Annotated in this window: 15 protein-coding genes and 1 riboswitch; of the genes, 5 read left to right on the plus strand and 10 right to left on the minus strand. The window is 73.2% G+C overall.

Going from position 1 to position 18,724, the window contains the following annotated elements; all coding sequences use genetic code 11:
• Both A5481_RS07605 and A5481_RS07610 read left to right on the plus strand, forming a co-directional pair.
• A partial coding sequence (locus A5481_RS07605) for a transglutaminase-like domain-containing protein (RefSeq protein WP_197514156.1) occupies positions 1-332 on the plus strand: 332 nt, incomplete at its 5' end.
• A gap of 157 nt (positions 333-489) precedes the next feature.
• Positions 490-2,145, plus strand: coding sequence for a DEAD/DEAH box helicase (locus tag A5481_RS07610; RefSeq protein ID WP_064503858.1), 1,656 nt, complete (start codon positions 490-492; stop codon positions 2,143-2,145).
• Positions 2,146-2,150: 5 nt separating this feature from the next.
• On the opposite strand, the gene A5481_RS07615 is transcribed toward A5481_RS07610, so the two are convergent.
• The 6 genes from A5481_RS07615 to thiC all read right to left on the minus strand — a co-directional run bounded on the left by A5481_RS07615 (position 2,151) and on the right by thiC (position 9,895).
• Complete coding sequence (locus A5481_RS07615) at positions 2,151-2,486, minus strand: Hpt domain-containing protein (protein ID WP_064503859.1); 336 nt, start codon at positions 2,484-2,486, stop codon at positions 2,151-2,153.
• A gap of 167 nt (positions 2,487-2,653) precedes the next feature.
• A complete protein-coding gene (locus tag A5481_RS07620; RefSeq protein WP_197514157.1) occupies positions 2,654-3,034 on the minus strand; it encodes a hypothetical protein in 381 nt (126 codons plus the stop codon).
• Positions 3,035-3,497: 463 nt separating this feature from the next.
• Positions 3,498-4,529 carry a sensor histidine kinase gene (locus A5481_RS07625; RefSeq protein WP_064503861.1) on the minus strand — a complete coding sequence of 344 codons (1,032 nt, stop codon included), beginning with the start codon at positions 4,527-4,529 and terminating at the stop codon, positions 3,498-3,500.
• A gap of 49 nt (positions 4,530-4,578) precedes the next feature.
• Positions 4,579-4,992 carry a response regulator gene (locus A5481_RS07630; RefSeq protein ID WP_064503883.1) on the minus strand — a complete coding sequence of 138 codons (414 nt, stop codon included), beginning with the start codon at positions 4,990-4,992 and terminating at the stop codon, positions 4,579-4,581.
• A gap of 224 nt (positions 4,993-5,216) precedes the next feature.
• Positions 5,217-7,919 (minus strand): ATP-binding protein, encoded by a 2,703-nt coding sequence (locus A5481_RS07635; protein WP_245298631.1) that lies wholly within the window; start codon positions 7,917-7,919, stop codon positions 5,217-5,219.
• Between the two features lie 86 nt (positions 7,920-8,005).
• Positions 8,006-9,895, minus strand: coding sequence for a phosphomethylpyrimidine synthase ThiC (gene thiC, locus A5481_RS07640; RefSeq protein ID WP_048437363.1), 1,890 nt, complete (start codon positions 9,893-9,895; stop codon positions 8,006-8,008).
• 58 nt (positions 9,896-9,953) lie between these two features.
• A riboswitch (TPP riboswitch) is annotated at positions 9,954-10,065 on the minus strand.
• A 138-nt stretch (positions 10,066-10,203) separates the two neighbouring features.
• Here thiC and A5481_RS07645 point away from each other — a divergent pair.
• Complete coding sequence (locus A5481_RS07645) at positions 10,204-10,578, plus strand: HNH endonuclease family protein (protein ID WP_048437362.1); 375 nt, start codon at positions 10,204-10,206, stop codon at positions 10,576-10,578.
• Positions 10,579-10,684: 106 nt separating this feature from the next.
• Positions 10,685-11,824 (plus strand): acyltransferase family protein, encoded by a 1,140-nt coding sequence (locus tag A5481_RS07650; RefSeq protein ID WP_082173601.1) that lies wholly within the window; start codon positions 10,685-10,687, stop codon positions 11,822-11,824.
• A 1-nt stretch (position 11,825) separates the two neighbouring features.
• Here A5481_RS07650 and A5481_RS07655 read toward each other — a convergent pair whose 3' ends face one another.
• Complete coding sequence (locus tag A5481_RS07655; protein ID WP_064503863.1) at positions 11,826-12,677, minus strand: glutamine amidotransferase-related protein; 852 nt, start codon at positions 12,675-12,677, stop codon at positions 11,826-11,828.
• A 223-nt stretch (positions 12,678-12,900) separates the two neighbouring features.
• On the opposite strand from A5481_RS07655, the gene A5481_RS07660 reads away from it, so the two are divergent.
• The gene (locus tag A5481_RS07660) at positions 12,901-15,072 is read left to right on the plus strand and encodes a transglycosylase domain-containing protein (protein WP_064503864.1); all 2,172 of its coding nucleotides are present in this window, start codon (positions 12,901-12,903) and stop codon (positions 15,070-15,072) included.
• Positions 15,073-15,084: 12 nt separating this feature from the next.
• Here the strand turns inward: A5481_RS07660 and A5481_RS07665 are convergent, their stop codons facing one another.
• The 3 genes from A5481_RS07665 to A5481_RS07675 form a co-directional block, all read right to left on the minus strand.
• The gene (locus A5481_RS07665) at positions 15,085-16,032 is read right to left on the minus strand and encodes a Brp/Blh family beta-carotene 15,15'-dioxygenase (RefSeq protein ID WP_245238714.1); all 948 of its coding nucleotides are present in this window, start codon (positions 16,030-16,032) and stop codon (positions 15,085-15,087) included.
• A gap of 5 nt (positions 16,033-16,037) precedes the next feature.
• Positions 16,038-16,796 (minus strand): bacteriorhodopsin, encoded by a 759-nt coding sequence (locus A5481_RS07670; protein WP_048432837.1) that lies wholly within the window; start codon positions 16,794-16,796, stop codon positions 16,038-16,040.
• A 533-nt stretch (positions 16,797-17,329) separates the two neighbouring features.
• Positions 17,330-18,595, minus strand: a complete 1,266-nt coding sequence (locus A5481_RS07675; protein ID WP_048432838.1) for a glycosyltransferase — start codon at positions 18,593-18,595, stop codon at positions 17,330-17,332.
• Between the last annotated feature and the right edge of the window lie 129 nt (positions 18,596-18,724).

Below are 18,724 nucleotides of genomic sequence, written 5' to 3' on the forward strand. Positions count from 1 at the left end.
CCCACCCCGCCGCCACCTTCTGCCGCTGCATGAACATCCCGGCGCGCTACTGCACCGGCTATCTCGGCGATATCGGCGTGCCGGCGGTGCCCGACCCGATGGATTTCTCGGCCTGGTTCGAGGTCTATCTCGGTGGGCGCTGGTACACGTTCGACGCCCGCCACAACCGCCCGCGGATCGGCCGCATCGTCATGGCCCGCGGCCGCGACGCCACCGACGTGGCGATCTCGACGAGCTTCGGCCCGGCCTGGCTCGCGAAGTTCGAGGTCCATACCGACGAGGTGGTCGGCGAGGCGCCGCAGCAGCGGGCGTGGCTGCAGGCGGCGGAGTAAGGATCTCCCACCTCTCCCCGCGGGCCGGGGAGAGGTGGGGCCCACGCCGTCGGCGGCGAACCCGCCCCCCTGATTCGCCCGTCGCAGCGGGGGGCGCCCCCCGCCTCCCCCGCTGTCAAGCCTGGATGCCCGCGCGTTCTCCGGCTATGGCGGCGCGATGCTGCTTCGTCCCTACCAGCGCGCGAGCCTCGACGCGCTCCAGGCCGATTGGGCGCGCGGCGGCCGCAACGGCCTGATCGTGCTGCCGACCGGGGCCGGCAAGAGCCTCGTCATCGCCACCCTGGTGCGGGAGACGATGGCCCGCGATCCCGCGGCCCGGATCGCCGTCGTCACCCATACCCGCGAGCTGATCGCCCAGAACCACGCCGAGCTCCTCAACCTGTGGCCCGAGGCGCCGGCCGGCATCGTCTCGGCCGGGCTCGGGCGGCGCGAGGAGACGAAGGCAATCCTGTTCTGCGGCATCCAGTCGGTGTGGAACCGGGTCGAGGCGACCGGCGGCTTCGACCTGGTGATCGTCGACGAGGCCCACCTGATCCCCCGCGACGCCGAAACCCGCTACGGCCGCTTCCTCGACGCGGTGCGGGCGCGCTCCCCCGGGATGCGCCTCGTCGGGCTGACCGCCACGCCCTACCGCCTCGACAGCGGCCGCCTCGACGAGGGCCAGGGCCGGGTCTTCGACGGCATCGTCTACGAGGCGCAGGTCGGGGACCTGATCCGCGAGGGCTACCTGTCGCTCCTGGTCTCGAAGGCGACCGCGACGATCCTCGACGTCAGCGGCGTGCCCCTACGGGCCGGCGACTACGTGCCCGGCGCCCTCGAGGCGGCGGTGAACCGCGACGTCATCACCAAGGCGGCAGTGGCCGAGATGGTCGCCTACGGCGCCGGGCGCCGGGCCTGGCTCGCCTTCTGCGCCGGGGTCCGCCACGCCGACGCGGTCCGCGACGCGATCCGGGCCGAGGGGTTCTCCTGCGAATCGATCTCGGGCGAGACCGGCAAGCGCGAGCGCGACCGGATCGTGCGCGACTTCCGGGCCGGGCGCCTGCGCTGCCTCACCTCGGTCGGCGTGCTGGCGACCGGCTTCAACGTGCCGGAGGTCGACCTGATCGCGCTCCTGCGCCCGACCCAGAGCACCGGCCTCTACGTGCAGCAGGTCGGCCGCGGCCTGCGCCTGGCGAAGGGCAAGACCGACGCCCTCGTCCTCGACTATGCCGGCCTCGTGCGCCGGCACGGGCCGATCGACGTGCTCTCGGCCAATGCCGTGGCGCGCGCCCGGCTCCTGGGCGACACCGGCGGCCCGCGAGCGAAACCCTGCCCCGGCTGCGGCGCGCTGATCGCGCTCAATGCCAGCACCTGCGAGGCGTGCTGGGTCGAGCCCGAGGAGGAGGACCCGGCGGAGATGCCGCACGAGGCGGTGGCCGACGACGAGACCGCGGTCCTCTCCGCCGGCACCGTCGCGGTGGTGCGCGAGGCCCATGCCCGCTGGTGGCCGGTGGCGGGCTGGCGCTTTTCCCGCGAGGGGCGGGTGCGCGGGCCCGACCTGCTGGCGGTGGCGCTCGAGGGCGACGAGGACGCGATGACCGTGCGCCTCGACCTCGAAGCCACGGGTTTCGCCCGCGAGAAGGCGGTGCAGTGGTGGCGCCGCCTCGGCGGCGCGATGCCGCCGCCCCTCGACATCGACGAGGCCCTGGCGCGCTGCGACGAGCTGTCCCGGCCGGAGGCGATCCGGATCGTGCCGACCGGCCGGCTTTCCGAGAGCGTCGATTACCGCCTCGCCGACGGGGCGACCTGGACCGACACGCGGCGGGTGGCCTGACGCCGTCAGCCCGCCGCGATCAGCCGGGCGACCTCGGCCTCGGCCGTGGCCTTCTCGGCGGCGACGTCGGCGGCCAACTCCCGGATCGCCTCCAGGTCGCCGGCGTGACAGGCGGTTTCGAGGGCGGCGCAGAGGCGCGACAGGCGGGTGAAGCCGATCAGCCCCGACGAGGCGATCACGCCGTGTGCCGCGGCCCCGAGCGCCGCCGGCTCCCCGCGCACCGACCAGTCCTGCAGTTGCGCCTGGAAGCGCCCGAGCAGCACCGGCAGGGCCTGATCGCCGACCGCCTGGCGCAGGTCGGCATAGGTCGCGGCGTCGAGGGAGGGGGGCGTCGTGGCCATGACGTCGGGCTCCGGGTGCACGTCGGCTCAAGCGCGGCGGCTCTCGGAGCGCGATCGTACAGGATATGGAGCGGCGACGATGCTCGGCCATCAGGCCGATCTCCGCGAGATCGGGGCCGATCCCTTCGCGATCTGCGCCGGCCCCCTCGATCGGAGCCGTTCGTCGATCAGGCCGAGCGCGCCACCGCCGTGCCGATCTCCGCCGCCCGGGCGGCCTCCGCCTCGCGGGCATAGGTCCGGGCCCGCAGGATCGCCTCGGAGGGCAGCTGCTCGACGACCGCACCGTCCGGACCGACAACCTGGAACACGATCTGGTGGCTGTCGGCGTCGCGGCGGTACTGGGCCCGGTCGGCGGTCCCGGCGGTGTCCCGGGGCGGGGCGGCCCCCGGCCCGGTCGTCCGCCGCGCCTCCGGGCTGAGGTCGAGGGTCACCGCCGGGTCGAGGGACGGATCGGCACTCGGCCGGGGGCTGCGGGCGGCATCGATCCGCACGATCGGCTCGACCGCGGCCGGCGGAAACGCCGCGGCAAGGCTGCTGGTCTCGATCACTGCGAAATCCTTTCGGGCGATCTGTTCGTGCTCAGCTAGCCGCCAGGAGTCCTACCCGGATGTTAACGCGGCGCCGGGGCCTGAAGGTGGTGTTAAGGCGGGGTTTCCGGAAATTAAGCAATTGCGCGGAATTGCGGGGATGGCCGGGGCGGCGTTTGCGGCATCGTTCCGATCCGGGATCCGTTGAGTTCCTCCCATGCCTTGCGGCACGAGACCCGCCTGCTCCCTCCCCCTCTGCGGGAGAGGGGACGCCGCGTCCGAACATGGCGGAGCCGTTCTGAAGGGCTTCCCCTGGATCGGCGTCGCGCCGCCCCTCTCCCGGCCTACTCCCGTAGACCACCCTCCCCCGCAGAGGGGGAGGGTTCGCGCCGGAGCCTTGGGGGAGCGATGAAGCGAAAGCCGTGGCGCGCCGGACGTGCGTGGCGCTGAACCCTCGGGCCCGCGCGATCGACCGGAGCCGCGGCTACAGCGCGATGTCGATGCTCGCCGCGGTGCCGCGCTCGGCCTGCGCGTAGTCGATCTGCGCGCGCAGGTTCGAGGCCATCGCCCGCACGATGCGCGAGCCGAGACCCGTGCCGCGCGGGGTGCCGGCGCCCTGCCAGCCGACGCCGTCATCGGCCACCATGAGGCGCAGGGTGTCGCCGTCGCGGCGCGCGGTGATGCGGATCTCGCCGGTGACGCCCTCGGGATAGGCGTACTTGTAGGCGTTGGTGACGAGCTCGGTGACGATCACCCCGAGCGAGACCGCCTTGTCGGTCGCCACCTCGACCGGCACGGCGTCGAGCACGATGCGGTGGCGCTGGCCGGTGGCGTTCATCGCCCCGTCGAGGTCCTCGACCAGCGTCGCCAGGTAGGCATCGACCGCGACGACCCGCACGTCGTCGGAGGTGTAGAGGCGCCGGTGGATGCCGGCGATCGCGGTGATGCGGGTCTGGGTTTCCTCGAGGGCGGCCCGGGCGGAGGCGTCGGTGACGGTGTTGGCCTGCATCCGCACCAGCGCCGCCACCAGGGCGAGGCTGTTCGCGACCCGGTGGTTGACCTCGCGCAGGAGCAGCTCGGCCCGGTCGCGGGCCTCGCGCACCTCGGCCTCGGCCCGCTCCTTCTCGCGGCGGGTGCGGTCCTGCAGCACGGCGGTGGCCACCGCCTCGGCGAGCAGCTCGCGGAAATGGCCCTGCAGGTCCTTCCAGACGTAGTCGACGGCGCCGGCCTTCAGCGCCGCCACGGCGACGCGGCTGTCCTCCGAGCCAGTGACGTAGATCACCGGCGGCGCGTCCGGCAGGGCGCGGATGCGCGGCAGGATCTCGAGACCGGTCTCGTTCGGCATGTGGTGGTCGAGGGCGACGACGTCGAACCGCTCCGCCGCGATCAGGCCGAGGCCGGCCTCGCCGTCGGCCGCATGCGCGACCTCGCAGCCGCGCCCCGCGAGGGTGCGGGCGACCAGCCGCGCCAGGCCCGGATCGTCGTCGATGTAGAGGACGCGGACCGGCTCGGTCACGGGGCGGCGCTCCGCCGTCCGGCCGCGCGGCCCGGAGGGGTGATCGCGGTCACGCGCTCTCCGGGACCTGCATCACCGAGAAGAACAGACCGAGCTGGCGGATCGCGTTGGCGAAGCCCTCGTAGTTCACCGGCTTGGTGATGTAGACGTTGCAGCCGAGGTCGTAGCAGCGCTGGATCTCGCGCTGGTCGTCGGTGGTGGTCAGGATCACCACCGGCGAGCGCCGCAGGTGCGGGTTCGACTTCACCTTCTGCAGGATGTCGATGCCGGTCATGTCCGGCAGGTTGAGGTCGAGCAGGATCAGCAGCGGCCGGCCGGCGTTGATCTCGCCGCTGCCGTCCGGCCCGAACAGGGCGGCGAGCGCCGAGGTCCCGTCCCGGAACGACTCGATGACGTTGTTGACGCCGGCGCGGCGGATGTTCCGCTCGATCAGCCGGGCGTGGCCCTCGTCATCCTCGATCATCACGATGTGTACGGCCGGCACCTGACAACTCCCCGTGGCGAAGCCCGGCCGCACCGGGTCGCCTCTTGCTCTCTCACGACACCGCACCGACCGCGGTCGCCCGCCCGGGAGACAGGCTCCCGTCAAACTCTCTCTAGACCACATCCGACCCCGTTTGGACACGTGGCTGGCGTAGAAAACAGCGCGGTCACGTTAACCTGTCGTTGCATCCGGCGGTCGGTTCCTTAACCCTGACGCAGCGGCAGCGTCACGCTGAAGGTCGTGCCGACGCCGATCTCGGAGGCCAGGTCGATCCGCCCGCCGAGCGCCCGCACCAGGGTGCGGACATGGGCGAGCCCGATGCCGTCGCCCGGCCGGTCCTGGACGCCGGAGCGGCGGAAGAGCTCGAACACCCGGCCGTGGTCGCGGGCATCGATCCCGCGGCCGTTATCCGCGACCCGGAACACCGCGAGCCCGTCGGAGACCGCCCCGGTGACGACGATCCGGCCCGGGCGGTCCTTGGCGCGGTACTTGATCGCGTTGTCGATCAGGTTGCCGAAGATCTGCCCCACGGCGACCCGGTCGGCGACGAGGTCGGGCAGGTCGCCGATCTCGATCGCCGCGCCGGCGGTCTCGGTCTGGTGGCGCTGCGCGTTCGCCAGGCTCCGCATCAGGGCGGTCATCGCCAGGGGCTCGGGCTGGAAGTTGCGCCGCCCCTCCCGCGACAGCTTCAGGATGGCGTTGATCAGGCCGTCCATCTTGGTGATCGCGGCCTTGATGAAGCTCACCGATTCGGCGAGGTCGGCGTCGATCCGATCGGCCTGCGGCCGCCCGGCGAGCGCGGTCCGGATGTCGTCCTGGCTCGCCTCGATCTCGCTCGTGAAGCCCATGATGTTGACGAGCGGCGCCCTGAGGTCGTGGCTGACGATGTAGGCGTAGCGCTGGATCTCCTCGTTCGATTCGCGCAACGCCGTCTCGGCGGCGCGCTGCTCGGTGATATCGGAATGCACGCCGACCCATTCGCGGATCGAACCGTCGGGATCGAGCACCGGCACCGCCTGGATCGCGTAGGTGCGGAAGACCCCGTCGTGGCGGCGGACCCGGTGCTCGTGGGTGAAGCGCCGGCGCTCGGCCACCGCCGCGTTCCAGTTCTCGACGCTGGCGGCCCGGTCGTCCGGATGGACCGCGTCGGCCCAGCCGTAGCCGGCATATTGCTCGGGCGCCTGCCCGGTCAGCGCCGCCCAGGCCGGCTGGTCGCCGGTCATGCGGCCGGCGGCGTCGTTGGTCCAGAGCACGCCGCGCACCGCCTGGACGGCGGCCTCGAACCGGTCCTGCGCGCGGCGGACCGAGGCGAACAGCAGGGCATTGTCCATCGCCACCGCGGCGTGGCCGGCCAGGCCCTCGACCAGGGCCGCCTCGCGGGTGCCGAAACGGTGCGGTTCGGGGTGGCCGAACAGCAGCGCCCCGAGGGTGACGCCGGTGCCCGAGACCACCGGCACCGCGAGGTAGCTGCGCACCGGCAGGTGCCCCTTCGGCATGCCGCCGTGGCTGCCGTAGCGGGGATCGGTCGTCACGTCCTCGCTCAGCACCACGCCGCCGGCCGCGAAGGTCTGGCTGAACAGGGTCGTCACCCGCGGCAGGCCGAAGCGGGTGAAGGCCTCGCGGGGACCGCCGGTGAGGCTGAGGAGCTGCCAGTGCTCCGGCCCGTCCGGGCCCTCCGGGATCCGCTCGAACAGCGCGCCGTAGGCCGCCCCGGTCAGGCGGGTCGCGGCCTCGACCACGGCGTCGCCGAGGCGCTGGCGGTCGAGCTCGCTCGCCAGCGCCGTGCCGAGGCGGTTGAGCACCTCGAGGCGCTGGGTCTCCGAGCGCAAAGCCGCGGCGGCCCGCTCGCGCTCGGTCACCCGCTCGCGCTGGCGCTGGGCCGCGCCGGCGATCTCGGCGCTCACCGCCGCCACCTCGGCGGGCACGCCGGTGAGCGCCGCGGCCGGCCGGCCGAGGCCGAGGGCGACCGCCTGGTCGCGCAGGGCCTGGAGCGGCGCCGCGATGCCGCGGGCAAAGGCGAGCGCCAGCACCCCCGCGATGGCCGCGAGCATGATGCCGAGCCCGGCGAACCAGACGAGCGAGGCCCGGACCGGCGCCGCCAATGCCTCCTCCGGCACGCCGACGGCGACGCGCCAGTCCGGGACGCCGGCCCGCGCATAGGCGACGAAGAAGGGAGCGCCCTCGAGCGAGGCGCCGCGCCAGCTCCCTTCCGGCCCGGTGGCCCGGCGCAGCTCGTCGGGCGCGTCGGTGCCGGTGAAGCGCTCCGGCGCCCGGGTGCGGGTCAGCACCCGGTGGTCGCGGTCGACCACGCTCATCACCCAGCCCTCCGGCACGCCGCCGGCGGCGAGCACGTCGCGGATGCGCGAGGTCGGCAGGGAGAACGACAGCAGGTAGAGCACCGCGTCGCCGCCGCGGCGCTGGACCGGCACCGTCACCCGGAAGCGCCCGTCGACGACGCCCGAGACCGACGGCCGCCCGGCGAGCGCCGCCTCGTCCGCCGCGTCGAGGCGCTCCGGCATCGGCTCGGCGCCGAGGTCGATCAGCCGCCGCCCGTCGGGATCGCGCAGGGTGGCCGGCAGGCCGCTGCGGCGGGACAGCTCCTGCACCTGCTCGCGGAACGCCGTGACGTCGCCGCGCTGGAGCGCGTTGGCGAGGCTCAGGGATTCGAGGGTGGCGACGAGGTTGGCGATCTCGCGGTCGACCGCCGCCGCCTCCATCCGGGCGCGGCCGAGGGCCTCGCCCTCCAGGCGCGCGCGGGCCGCCCCGGCGAACTGCCACAGCACCACGCCGCCGAAGATCAGGATCGGCACCGCCAGGCCGAGGGCGAAGACGACGAGGCGGCGCACGATCGAGCCGGGGCGCGACCGGGCGGGGGCCGGCTCCCGCGGGGCCTGTTGGGCCTGCATCAGCATAGAGGATCCTTGGCGGCCTGCGTGCCGGCCCCGCGCCCGCCGCGCCCCCGGACGATCCCCGGGGGCACGGCGGGTGTCACTCAGCCGGCATCGACGTAGAGTCTCCCGCCGTCTCCCAAAAATTCCGCCGATTTTTGGGCCATGCCGGCCGCGCGGGCCTCTTCGTCGAGCGGTGTGGCCTCGCCGACCACGGCTTTCGCCGCCTCCATCGCCAGCACGTCGGCGCGCAGGTCCTGGGTGATCTTCATCGAGCAGAATTTCGGGCCGCACATCGAGCAGAAATGCGCGACCTTGTGGGCGTCCTTCGGCAGGGTCTCGTCGTGGTAGGCCCGCGCCGTGTCGGGGTCGAGGGAGAGATTGAACTGGTCCTCCCAGCGGAAGTCGAACCGGGCCCGCGACAGGGCGTCGTCCCGCTCCTGCGCCGCCGGATGGCCCTTGGCGAGGTCGGCGGCGTGGGCGGCGATCTTGTAGGTGATGACGCCGGTCTTCACGTCGTCGCGGTTGGGCAGGCCGAGATGCTCCTTCGGCGTCACGTAGCAGAGCATCGCGGTGCCGAACCAGCCGATCATCGCCGCGCCGATGCCCGACGTGATGTGGTCGTAGCCCGGCGCCACATCGGTGGTGAGCGGGCCGAGCGTGTAGAACGGCGCCTCGCCGCACTCGGCGAGTTGCTTCTCCATGTTGACCTTGATCTTGTGCATCGGCACGTGGCCGGGGCCCTCGATCATCACTTGGCAGCCCTTGTCCCACGCGACCTTGGTGAGTTCGCCGAGCGTCTCGAGCTCGGCGAACTGCGCTGCGTCGTTGGCGTCCGCGATCGAGCCCGGGCGCAGGCCGTCGCCCAGCGAGAACGACACGTCGTAGGCCCGGCAGATGTCGCAGATCTCCTCGAAGCGCTCGTAGAGGAACGATTCCCGGTGCCCGGCGAGGCACCAGCGCGCCATGATCGAGCCGCCGCGCGAGACGATGCCGGTGACCCGCCGCGCGGTGAGCGGCACGTGGGCGAGGCGCACGCCGGCATGGATGGTGAAGTAGTCCACCCCCTGCTCGGCCTGCTCGATCAGCGTGTCCTTGAACACCTCCCAGTCGAGCTTGAGCGGATCGCCGCCGACCTTCTCCAGCGCCTGGTAGATCGGCACCGTGCCGATCGGGACGGGTGCGTTGCGCAGGATCCAGCCGCGGATGTTGTGGATGTTGCGCCCCGTCGAGAGGTCCATGACGGTGTCGGCGCCCCAGCGGATCGCCCAGACCATCTTCTCGACCTCGTCGGCCGCCGACGAGGTGACGGCGGAGTTGCCGATATTGGCGTTGATCTTGACCAGGAAGTTGCGGCCGATCGCCATCGGCTCGAGCTCGGTGTGGTTGATGTTGGCCGGGATGATCGCCCGCCCGCGCGCCACCTCGTCGCGGACGAAGTCGGGGGTGACGAAGGCCGGGACGCTCGCCCCGAAGCCCTCGCCGTCGGCGATCCGGGCCTCGGCCTCCGCCCGCATCGCCTCGCGGCACAGGTTCTCGCGATGCGCGACGTAGATCATCTCCTCGGTGACGATCCCGGCGCGGGCGAATTCGAGCTGCGTCACCCTCTGCCCGGGCTCGCCCCGCCGCACGGTGCGGGCGGCCGGGCACGGCGCCACCAGCCTGTCCTCGGCGGCAAATCCGTTGTCCTCCGGCCGCACCGCCCGGGGCGCCACGGCGGGATAGCCCCGTCCCTCGATCCAGCCGGCGCGGATCTGCGGCAGACCGGCGGCGAGGTCGATGCGGGCCTCCGCCTCGGTGTAGGGGCCGGAGGGATCGTAGACCCGCACCGGGGTCTCGCCGGGATCGGACAGGGCGATCTCGCGATAGGGCACCCGGATGTCGGGGCGGCCCTGCGGCGCGGCATAGACCTTGGCCGAGCCGGCGACCGGGCCGGTGGTGACGCTGTGGGGCAGTCCCTTGGCGAGGACAGGGGCGTTCGACGGTGCGTTCATGGATCTCTCCCGGGGAGACGATCCGGCCTCGAGGCGCGAGGACGCACGGGTCACGTCGGTCATGGCAGGTTCCCGTCCCTCCGCCGGTACGAACCGGATCAGGTTCAAGGGTCAGGACGCACGCTCGTCCAGTCTCAGCCCCCGTCGGCGGGGCTCCCCTCGGTAACGGCACGACTGTCCGGCGGCGCAGGAGGTTTGTCAATCGCCTCCGCGCCGCGACGCTGCGCCATCCCGGCGCCGGCCTTGAAGCACCGCGGGCGGGCGACCCAGATAGGTCGGCGAACCTCCCTTCCCCGCAGGAGCCCGATTTGGGACGCCGTGACCGGCGCTGGCGCGACGACGACCCCTCCACCCACGGCCCGCATGCAGGCGCGCGCGTGATCTGCCCGCTCTGCGAGCGGCCGATCCCGCCCGGCGCCCGCCAGAGCCGCCATCACCTGACACCGAAGCTGAAGGGCGGCACCCACGGCGAGACCGTGCAGCTGCACCAGATCTGCCACTCGGCGATCCATGCCCGCCACAGCGAGGCGGAGCTGGCGCGCCGCCTCAGCGACGTCGCGAGCCTGCGCGCCGAGCCCGAGATCGCCCGCTTCCTCGCCTGGGTGCGCACCAAGCCCGACGACTTCCACGCCGCGACGCGGATGACCCGGGAGCGGCGGGAATCGAAGCGGAGCCCGCGGTGACGAAGGTGAATCCCGTCTTGCGAGCGAGCGCGCGATTCGACCGGTCGGCCCGGTGCCGATCTTTACGTCTCCCTGCGAGCCTGCGGCCGCCCTCGTGGAGACGCCGATGTCCCGCCGCCCGAACTCCGAACCCGCCCTCTCGGTCCGGCCGGACGACCCGGTGCGCCCGCGCGCCGCGGCGGAATCCGGGCGCCTCGCCTGGGTCGACGTCGCCAAGGGCATCTGCATCATCCTGGTGGTGATGATGCACTCCACCCTCGGGGTCGGCGAGGCAATGGGGCGCGAGGGCTTCATGCATCACGTCGTGGAATTCGCCAAACCGTTCCGGATCCCCGACTTCTTCCTCCTGTCCGGCCTGTTCGTCGGCCGCGTGGTCGACCGCGACTGGCGGCTGTTCGCCGACCGGCGGATCGTCCACTTCGCTTACTTCTACCTGCTGTGGCTGGTGCTGCAGTCGGCGGTGAAATACGCCCAGATCACCGAGGGCGCGGGGCCGGGCGCCTTCCTCGCCCACCTCGCCTACGGGCTCGTCGAGCCGTACTCGACCCTGTGGTTCATCTATCTGCTGGCGGTGTTCTCGGTCGTCGTGAAGGCGACGCGCCGAGTGCCCGGGCCGGTGCTGCTCCTCGCCGCGGCGCTCCTGCAGCTCGCCCCGGTCCATACCGGCTCGACCCTGATCGACGAGTTCTGCGCCCGCTTCGTCTACTTCGTCGGCGGCACCCTGTTCGCCGCCCGCATCTTCGCGCTTGCCGACGCGGTGCGGGCGCGGGCCGGCCTCGCGCTCCTCGGGCTGGCGGCCTGGGCGGCGATCGAGGGCGTCCTCGCCTTCACCCCCACCGGTCTGGCCTCCTATCCGACGCTGGCGAGCCTGCCCGGGGTGAGCCTGGTGCTCGGCGCTGCCGGGGCGCTCGCCATCGTCGGGGCGGCCGCCCTGCTCACCAGGGCCGGCGGCCCGGTGACGGCGGTGCTGCGGGCCTGCGGCGAGCGCTCGATCGTGATCTACCTCGCCTTCTTCCTGCCGATGGCGGCCCTGCGCACCGCCCTGATCCGCAGCGGGATCATCGCGGATGTCGGAACCGTCTCGCTCCTCGTGACGGTCGCGGCGGTGGCGGTGCCCCTCGGGATCGAGCGGCTGGTGCGCCACACCCCGGCCCGGTTCCTGTTCCGCCGCCCGGCCGCCTGCCACCTCGTCGGGGCGGAGGAGGCGCGGCCGGCGCCCCGCCTCGCCCCGGCGCCGACGGCGTGAGCTAGCCTCGCCGCTCCGCCGATGGCCGCACCACGCGGTCGAGGAAGTTCGCGATCTCGCGGCGGCGGCGCTCCGGCACCAGCACCTCGGCGGTGAGGCCGAGGCGCCAGGCGAGGTCGGGCCGCGCCTCCGGGGCGCGGTGCAGGTCGCGCAACGCATCCGCGTAGGCGTGGAGCGCCGCCTCGTCGGGGCACAGGCCCGCCTCCACCACACCCTGGGCCGAGAGCCGCAGCATCGCCGCGACCTCGTCGAGGTCGAGCTCGGGATGGTACTGCGTGCCCCAGAACACCCCGTCGCCGAGGCGGATCTCGATCGCCTGGACGTCGAGGCGGTCGTTGCCGGCGAGCACCGTGCTGCCCGGCGGCGGATCGATCACGGCGTCGTCGTGGATCGCCGGCGCGTCCCAGGCCGGCGGGCGGCCGGCGAGCAGCGGATGCCCCTCGCCGTCCCGCGTCCGGCTGATCGCGCGGGCGAGCCCGTATTCGGGGCCGCGCGGGTTGCGGGCGGCCCGGCCTCCGGCGATCGTCGCCGCCACCTGCACGCCCCAGCACGAGCCGAAGACCGGCACCCCCGCCTCCAGGGCCGCCCGCACCAGATCGCACTGGCGGGTCACCGCGGGACCACCCTCCTCGACGTGCAGCGACGAGCCGGTGAGCACCACGGCGTCGCAGTCGGAAAGCGCGCGCGGCAGGACCGCGTCGGCATCGGCCGGGGCGACGAGGTGGCAGGTCGCATCGGGCGCCAGGCTCGTCAGGATCGCCGCGTAGGTCTGGGCGGAGGTCTTGTCGCAGACCGTCAGGTGCGCCGCGCGGCCGGCCCGGTCGTTCCCATCCGCCACCAGCAGGTGCAGCATGTCGGCTCCTTGTCAGAGCCTCCGCAACGCTTGCGGGTGGGCGCCGTTCCGGCGCGGCTTGCCGCAGCCGCCGGGACGATCGCGTAAGCCTCGGAGATATCTCGACAAAATTTCGGTTAACGGCCCTTAAACCCGCCTCATTTAACGTCTCTTGAATGCCCCGCGAGGCCGGCAGCGCCCCGGGCGGGCGGGCCTGTCCGGGGGCGAAGGGGAACGGGGCGGGATGGCGAAGGGTCGCGAGCGGAGAGGTCGGGTCGAGCCGCGGTTCGAGGCGGAGGAGCCCGCGGACCCGGCGCATCTCGACCTGCGCCTCTCGCGCGGCGACCGGGCGGGAGGCGGCGTGGCCAAGGGCGCATCGAAGGGAACGCGCAAAGCCGCGCCGAAGCGCGCGGCCCGGGCGGTCGCGGCGGCGCCCCGGCGCCGGCGGCGCTCGTGGCTCGGCCGCATCGTCTACGGCACGGTGATCCTCGGCCTCTGGGGCCTGGTGGCGATCGCCGGCATCGTCGCCTATCACGCCTCGCAGCTGCCGCCGATCGACCAGTTGGCCGTCCCGAAGCGCCCGCCCAACATCGCGATCCTGGCCGCCGACGGCTCGCTGCTCGCCAATCGCGGCGAGACCGGCGGGCGCACGGTGAGCATCCGGGAATTGCCGCCCTACCTGCCCCGCGCCTTCGTGGCGATCGAGGACCGGCGCTTCTACAATCACATGGGCATCGACCCGATCGGCATCGCCCGCGCCATCGGCCAGAACCTGACCCGGCGCGGGGTCGCCCAGGGCGGCTCGACCCTGACCCAGCAGCTCGCCAAGAACCTGTTCCTGACCCAGGAGCGCACCGCCTCGCGCAAGATCCAGGAGGCGATCCTGGCGCTCTGGCTCGAGCACAAGTACACCAAGGACGAGATCCTCGAGCTCTACCTCAACCGGGTCTATTTCGGTGCCGGCGCCTACGGCGTCGAGGCGGCGGCGCAGCGCTACTTCGCCAAGCCCGCCAAGGACGTGACCCTGGCGGAAGCCGCGATGCTCGGCGGCCTCGTCCAGGCGCCGTCGCGGCTGGCGCCCAACCGCAACCTGCCCGCGGCGCAGGCCCGCGCCGCCCAGGTGCTGGCGGCGATGCAGGATCTGGGCTTTGCCAAGCCCGCCGACGTGAAGGTGGCGCTGGCCCAGCCGGCCAAGCCGGCGCGGGCGAAGGGCGGCGGCTCGGCCAACTACGTCGCCGACCTCGTGATGGACGTGCTCGACGACTATGTCGGCAAGATCGAGGGCGACGTCTCGGTGCAGACCACGGTCGATCCGGCCCTGCAGGCGGTGGCCGAGCGGGCGCTCGTCGACGAGCTGAACCAGAAGGGCGCGCGCTACAATGTCGGCCAGGGCGCCGTGGTGTCGATGCGGCCGGACGGGGCGATCCGGGCGCTGATCGGCGGGCGCGACTACGCCCAGAGCCAGTTCAACCGCGCCACCACCGCCAAGCGCCAGCCCGGCTCGGCCTTCAAGCCCTTCGTCTACCTCGCGGCGGTCGAGCGCGGCCTGACCCCCGACACGGTGCGCGAGGACGCGCCGCTCACCATCAAGGGCTGGAGCCCGGAGAACTACTCGCGCAACTACAGCGGGCCCGTGACCTTGCGCGACGCGCTCGCCCACTCGCTCAACACCGTGGCGGTGCGCCTCGGCATGGAGGTCGGCCCGAAGGCCGTGGTGCAGACGGCGCAGCGCCTGGGCATCACCTCGCCGCTCCAGGCCAACGCCTCGATCGCGCTCGGCACCTCGGAGGTCACGCCGCTCGAGCTCGTCGGCGCCTACGCGGCCTTCGCCAATGGCGGCATGGGGGTGATCCCCTACGTGATCGCCAGCGTGAAGACCACCGACGGAAAGACCGTCTACAAGCGCGCCCCGAGCAGCCTCGGCCGGGTGATCGATCCCAACGCGGTCGGCATGATGAACGCGATGATGCACGAGGTCTTCGTCAGCGGCACCGCCAAGAAGGGCGACATCCCGGGCTGGGACCTCGCCGGCAAGACCGGCACCAGCCAGGATTTCCGCGATGCCTGGGTGGTCGGCTTCTCCGGCACCCTCGTCACCGGGGTCTGGCTCGGCAACGACGACGGCGAGCCGACCAAGCGGGTCTCGGGCGGCAACCTGCCGGTCGAGGTCTGGAACCGGGTGATGACCGCGGGCCTGCGCGGCGACAAGCCGGTGCCGCTGCCGGGCGCCGCCCGCTGGCGCCGCAGCAGCGGCGCGGTCGCCGAGGCGAGGCCCGCCGAGCCGCCGACGCTCGGCGGCCTGATCGACGACCTCGTCGGCGGCGGCCAGCCCCCGGCGCGGCAGCCGGCGCCGCAGCGCGGCGGCCCGACCCGGGAGGACAAGAACTTCCTGGAGCGGCTGTTCGGGATCGATTGAGGCGGGAGGACCTCAGCCCCTCCCCTCCACCCACCGGTCCAGCAGCATGTGCGGCAGGGTCAGGGCCGCGAGGAGCTGGAGCGTGAGCGCCAGCAGCCGCTCGACGCCGTTCGCCTGCGGGTAGGTCGGCCACAACAGCGCGCCGATCAGCAGCGTCAGCCCGAAGACCGGCAGGGCGAGCACGACCGCCCGGCCCATGCCGTCGACGGCCGGCGCGCGGGCCGGGTCGCCGGCCAGCGCCCGCATGTGCCGCGGCGCATGCAGGCAGACGAAGTAGAGCCCGAAGGCGGCGAGCGGCGGCAGAACCAGGAAGGCGAGGCTCAAGGCGGCGAGTTCGGCGAGCGTGTCGGACGCGGGCCGCCACAGGACGAGCCAGGCCAGGGCGAGGCCGAGCCAGATCCAGGCGAGCGCGCTCCACCAGCCCGGCAGGACCGGCATCGCCGTGTCGGTCACCACCGCGAAGATCCGGGCGGTCTCGTCGGGTTGCAGGAGCGCCGGCAGGGCGATCGGCAGGCCGCCGCGCACCAGCGCCTCGACGGGCCGGCCGGGCCCCGCATCCTCGGTGCCGAAATGCAGCACCGACAGGGCGAGGAAGCCCGCCAGGGTAGGGTCCGGCACCCACCGCCAGGCAACCAGGACCGTGGCGGTCAGCGCGAGATAGGGTGCGGCGAAGACGAGGAACCAGGCCCGGCCGAAGCGCGGCGCGAGGAAGGGTTTCGCCACCTCGCCGTCGAGGGCGCCGTGCGGCACCCCGAGGCCGATCACCAGGGCGAGCACCGCCGCCCAGCCGGCCTCGCGCGGCATCAGGGCGCTCGCGGCGAGGAGGAGAGCGGCGGCGGGGAGCAGCCAGCAGGACAGGGAGGCAACCGCCCCCCGCCCCGCGCCCGGCAGCGTCGCCGCCGGGCCGTGGAGCATCCGCGCGCCGGCCGGCGCCGGGATCGGGACGGGCCGGCGCGCCACGGCGCCTACTCCGCCGCCGCGAGGTGGGGCCGCGCCGCGGTCGCCGGGCCCTCGGCGAGATCGCGGTCGACCCGCTTGGCGGTCTGCACCGTCGCCATCAGGCCGTAGACGACCTTCGCCACGAGATCGAGGATCGCGATGATGCCGAGGCCGAGCGCCGGCCCGAGCAGACCGAGGCCGTCGTCGCCCAGCAGCAGCACGACCGGATAGGCGAGCCAGACCACCGACAGGAACACGGCGTTGCGCAGGAAGGTGGCGCGGACATCGTCGCGCTCGCGGGCGTTCTCCTCGCGCAGCTGCACGAAGATCCCGTAATAGACCGCCAGGAAGGCGCCGCAGGAGATCGCGAACCAGGTCCATTTCAGCCACGCCACTTGGCTCAGGCCGAACACGAAGGCGGTGACGATCATGACGAGGTCGGAGCCGATCATGCCCCAGACGATCGCCGGGCGGCGCATGCCGCTATGCATCGCGGTGTTGGCGAGGCCGAGCAGCAGCAGCGGCGTGGTGAACGACCAGTCGATGTAGCGGGCGAAGTAGAACGCCCTCGTCGCCGTGCCGGCATCGGGCCCGGCCGGCAGCAGCACGCTCCCCTGCCCCGAGGCCATCGCCAGGTACGAGCAGGCGGCGATGATCGGCACCAGGCCGTGGATGATGGTGTCGGCCTCCTCGGCGTGGGTGCGGCGCTTGCCGATGAACAGGATGAGGGCGGCGCCCACGCTCATGCCGGCAAAGCCCAGCCAGAGCCAGAACTGAGGGGTCATCGGGAAGATCCGTTTCTCGTCGTCGGGATTATCGCGACGGCCCGAACGTGCAGCCGCGAGGCGCCGGACAACCGGATGCCCGGAGCATGGTTCCGCAACGTGACATCGCCCGTTTTGCCGCAGGTGAGCGGACTATTCGTCCCCGCATGACATCGGGACACGACGTGTCGAACGGGGACGGCACCGGAGAGTACAGTCCCGGCGCACGCAACGTCGTCGATCTCGACGATGTCCGACCGCATCGCTGAAAAAATCTTCCGGCCAGTCGCGGCGGCCCGGGCCGGTTCCGCGCGACTGGCCGGCACGTGCGTCACCGGTCGCCGCGAAAGACGATCGCGCTTCCGGACCGACGCGGAGTCCGTTCCCCGCGCGATCGGCCGGCCGGCTCCCCCGGCTCATGCCCGGCTCGACTTCAGAACTACGCTCCGGGAGCATGGATCGACGGGGATCAGGCGGGATCGAGCCTGCCCGCGGCCCGCTCGCCATCGCGCGCCGCGGGCCGGCGGACGGCCGCAGCGCCGCGTCGTTCGTGCTCAACGCGGTGCGGCGCCGTCGATGATCTCGCAGGCGCCGGCCACGCCGCTCTCGGCCTGCATCAGGACCTGCACCTCGCGGCACGCCTGCGCCACCGCGGTCGAATCCAGCAGCCGCTCCAGCAGCCGCCGTGCCCGCGCCGCGGTGAAGCGCCAGCGCGCCAGCGAGGCGCCGACCCCGAGCCGCACCACCCGCTCGGCCTCGTCGGCATGGTCGAACGCCACCGGCACGATCAGCTGCGGGCACCCGGCCGCCAGCGCCTGCGCCACCGTGCCGACCCCGCCGTGGTGGATCAGCGCGGCGCAGTTCGGCAGCAGGCGGCTCAGCGGCGCGTAGGGCGCGTGGACGACGCCCGCCGGCAGCACCGCCGGGATCTCCTCGGCCCGGGCGGAGAGCAGCACGCCGCGCCGCCCGGTGAGCCGGCAGATCTCGACGGCGGCGGCGAAGAAGCCCTGCGCGCCGGCCATCGCCGAGCCGTAGCAGAAGACCAGCGGCGCCGGCCCCGCGAGCAGGAAGGCGGCGAGGTCGGGCGCCAGATCCGCCGCGTCGCCGAAGGTGTCGGCGAGGGGAAAGCCGACCTGGGTGACCTGATGCGGCCAGTCGGCCTGGGGCGGGGCGTACCAGTCGGGCACGCCGAGCAGGACCCGCTCGGGGCTGTGCCACCAGTGCCGCAGGCGCCGGACCGGGCCGAGGCCGAGGCCGGCCCGGAAGGCGTTGAGCGGCGGGAGCGCGGCGGGGCCGAGGACGAAGCGGTCGGCACCGCGGCCGAGGTCGTGGCGCCAGCGCGCCGGCATCATGCGGGGGAGCGGCAGGCCGGGCAGGCGGGGCGGGGCGAAGCGGCTCTCGAGCAGCATCGGCATCAGGTGGAGGGTGATCAGCGACAGGCCGAGACGCTCCTGCGCCACCCGGGCCCCGAGGGCGAGCGTCGAGGCGACGACCTGGTCGAGGCCGGGTCGGGCCTCCGCCTCGAGCCAGCGATAGGTCGGCTCGGTGGCCTCCGCGACCGCCGCGAGCATCGCCTTCGCGCCGCGGACCGGGCGCCAGAGCGCCGACTGGCGCACCGCCCGGTCGAAATCCGCCGCCGTTCCGATCGCGGTGAACGACAACCCGGTGCGGGTGGCCAAGGATGCGAACGGTGCGGGAGCGGCGAGGTGGACGCGGCGGCCGCGCGCCGCGAGGGCCGACCCGAGAGCGATGACCGGCAGGATGTCGCCGTGGGTCCCGATCCCGGCCAGGAAGATGCGCCCGTCGCCCCCGCTCGCCATCCGTGCCTCCCGGTTGCAGCAAGGCCTCTGTTCACCTCATGGTAGCAATGCCCGTTCAATCTCTTCAAGGTTGAATCGCCGGCTGCGGATCCGGCCTATGCATGCCGGACGGGGCGTGGTCCGGCTGCA

This window comes from Methylobacterium platani (assembly GCF_001653715.1).
Taxonomy (GTDB): domain Bacteria; phylum Pseudomonadota; class Alphaproteobacteria; order Rhizobiales; family Beijerinckiaceae; genus Methylobacterium; species Methylobacterium platani.

Excerpts from the sequence above, each read along its gene's own strand:
- A5481_RS07610 (WP_064503858.1), top strand. The coding sequence starts at position 490 with ATGCTGCTTCGTCCCTACCAGCGCGCGAGCCTCGACGCGCTCCAGGCC.
- A5481_RS07615 (WP_064503859.1), bottom strand. The coding sequence starts at position 2,486 with ATGGCCACGACGCCCCCCTCCCTCGACGCCGCGACCTATGCCGACCTG.
- A5481_RS07630 (WP_064503883.1), bottom strand. The coding sequence starts at position 4,992 with ATGATCGAGGATGACGAGGGCCACGCCCGGCTGATCGAGCGGAACATC.
- A5481_RS07635 (WP_245298631.1), bottom strand. The coding sequence starts at position 7,919 with ATGCAGGCCCAACAGGCCCCGCGGGAGCCGGCCCCCGCCCGGTCGCGC.
- thiC (WP_048437363.1), bottom strand. The coding sequence starts at position 9,895 with ATGAACGCACCGTCGAACGCCCCTGTCCTCGCCAAGGGACTGCCCCAC.
- A5481_RS07650 (WP_082173601.1), top strand. The coding sequence starts at position 10,685 with ATGTCCCGCCGCCCGAACTCCGAACCCGCCCTCTCGGTCCGGCCGGAC.
- A5481_RS07655 (WP_064503863.1), bottom strand. The coding sequence starts at position 12,677 with ATGCTGCACCTGCTGGTGGCGGATGGGAACGACCGGGCCGGCCGCGCG.
- A5481_RS07660 (WP_064503864.1), top strand. The coding sequence starts at position 12,901 with ATGGCGAAGGGTCGCGAGCGGAGAGGTCGGGTCGAGCCGCGGTTCGAG.
- A5481_RS07670 (WP_048432837.1), bottom strand. The coding sequence starts at position 16,796 with ATGACCCCTCAGTTCTGGCTCTGGCTGGGCTTTGCCGGCATGAGCGTG.
- A5481_RS07675 (WP_048432838.1), bottom strand. The coding sequence starts at position 18,595 with ATGGCGAGCGGGGGCGACGGGCGCATCTTCCTGGCCGGGATCGGGACC.